A 2,279-nucleotide genomic window follows, 5' to 3' on the forward strand; every position below is an offset into this window, starting at 1 on the left:
CCAAAGAAACTCCCCAGATAGGCAGCTACTGAGATGGTGCTTAACAGAATTTCAATTTTTACATCGAATTTACCAGTGGAGGCCAGCAAACCTGTAGTAAATAACAATGTATCTCCCGGTAAAAAGAACCCGAAAAATAACCCGTTCTCAGCAAAAATAATAAGGAGGATTACGATTAATCCTCCTTTAATTATGACTTCCGGGTCGGTACAATTGTGGTATAATTCTATTAATGAATTCATCTATATTTTCATTCCGATCTGTACAAGCATATCCGGAAGAGTTCCGATTAAAATCACCAATACAGAAAGTATTATTAAAATTACAGTTGCAAGACTAAAGCTGTCATTTGAAGTAGAGGTATGTTGTGATTCTCCTCCATACATACTAATGATTGTCTTGAAGTAGTAATATACACTAATTAACGATCCAAGAATAGCAATTAATACTAAATACATTTTACCATCGTTGATCACTTCTGTGAATAAAAAGAACTTACCGAAGAAACCGGCAGCTGGTGGAATACCTGCTAATGAAAGTAGTGCTACAATCATGGCAAACGCCTGCAAAGGATTCGATTTTGACAGGCCTGCAAAGTTTTCAATGCTGGCATCACCTTTTGATTTTTCAACTTCGCCTACGATATACATCGCAATTAAGTTAGAAGCAGCATAACCTGCCAGGTACACAAACAAAGAAGATTTACCTTCCAGGGTCAATGTTGGAAAAATCATAAGCATGTATCCAGCCTGTGCAACCCCTGAAAATGCAAGCATTCTCTTAACATTGCTCTGATAAGAAGCTGCCAGGTTACCAACAATAATAGTTGCAGCAGAAAGTCCTACAAACATGTTTCCTAAATAATGAGGAATACTGTCGAATGTGCTGTCAAGCATAAGATAGAACGCACCGAATGCTGCAACTTTTACAAACGTTGACATGAAAGCTGTAATAAATGTAGGAGCACCTCCGTAAACATCCGGTACCCAGAAGTGGAATGGGACAGCTGAAACTTTAAATGCAAAAGCAATAGAAAGCAATGTGATTCCTACAAAGAACATCGTATCTGCAGGGGCCTTTTGAGCGATAGTTGCAAAGTCAAATGAACCTGTTGAACCGTATATCAAAGCCATGCCCAGTAACATGATACCTGTTGCAAATGAACCTAACATGAAATATTTGATAGAAGACTCTACTGAACGTAAATCCTTTTTTCTGCTTCCTGCAAGAATATAAAGAGGAATAGAAAGGATTTCAACCCCCAGAAATAACATAGACATGTTTGTGAATGAAACAAGAATCAAGCCACCAACGGTTGAGAATAGAATTAGTGCATAATGGTCACCCTGATTAAAGGCTCCTTCGCTGTAAGCCGAACGGGTAAGAATAAACCAAAATAATACAACTGTAATCAACAGTGATCCGAAAGCGATTGAGTAATTATTATGATTTAACATGCCATAGTGCATTTCCGGATTGTTCCAGAATGAACAGATGTTATATCCTAAAATCCCAACTAAGGAAATAAGTATAAGTGGATAAATAAGTTTCTTTAGACCAATGAATTCAGACATCATTGTCAAAATACCTAATACAGATATAAGAATTATTGCGTTCATATTCCTTTTAATGTTCTCTTAGTTTGCTACAGGGATTGAATTATTTACAGCATGTAAAATTTCATTTACAGCAGGTTCGGTTAGCCCTAAGATTAAATTCGGAAACAAACCAAAAACAAAAATTACAATCACAATTGGTATTAGTATACTCTTCTCTAAGAATGATAAATCTTTTACATTATTGTATTCAGGTTTTGCTTCGCCCAACATGATTTTTTGATAAGAGCTAAGCATGTATACAGCACCTAATATGATGGTTAAACCTGCAACCGCTGTTATGTATGGATTGTAACTGAATAAGCCTACAAATAACAGGAATTCACCAACAAAACCGTTTGTTGAAGGTAATGCGACACTGGCCATCATAATGACTACAAAGAAGACGGCAAACTGTGGCATCTGATTTCTTAAGCCACCAAGTTTAGCTATTTCCAATGTGCCTGTGCGGTTCAATAATATTTCAACTACGAATAGTATACCTACCACGTTTACACCGTGCGCCAGCATTTGCGCAATAACACCCTGAAGAACTTCAGCTGAATTTGAGAACAAGCCTGCTGCAATTAAACCATTAGGATTATCAGTTTTCACTAATCAGGTTGGATGATTAAGTAACTAAAACGGATTTACTATATTAAAGTTCCCTATTTGTCAATAAAT

The 2,279-nt window shown here is 36.6% G+C and carries 2 protein-coding genes and 1 pseudogene; all 3 read right to left on the reverse strand.

The window, feature by feature from the left end; all coding sequences use genetic code 11:
- A pseudogene (locus tag ACTHJT_RS01640) lies at positions 1 to 242 on the reverse strand (DedA family protein); the annotation flags it as partial.
- Entirely contained in the window at positions 243 to 1,619 is a 1,377-nt protein-coding gene (locus ACTHJT_RS01645; RefSeq protein ID WP_440235894.1) for an NADH-quinone oxidoreductase subunit N, read from the reverse strand.
- An 18-nt stretch (positions 1,620 to 1,637) separates the two neighbouring features.
- Positions 1,638 to 2,210 carry a proton-conducting transporter transmembrane domain-containing protein gene (locus ACTHJT_RS01650; protein ID WP_440235895.1) on the reverse strand — a complete coding sequence of 191 codons (573 nt, stop codon included), beginning with the start codon at positions 2,208 to 2,210 and terminating at the stop codon, positions 1,638 to 1,640.
- Between the last annotated feature and the right edge of the window lie 69 nt (positions 2,211 to 2,279).

The sequence above is a fragment of the Cytophaga sp. genome (genome assembly GCF_051961495.1).
Classification (GTDB): domain Bacteria; phylum Bacteroidota; class Bacteroidia; order Cytophagales; family Cytophagaceae; genus Cytophaga.

What these genes read in the sequence shown, in the direction of transcription:
- ACTHJT_RS01645 (WP_440235894.1), bottom strand. Translation starts at nt 1,619, where the DNA reads ATGAACGCAATAATTCTTATATCTGTATTAGGTATTTTGACAATGATG.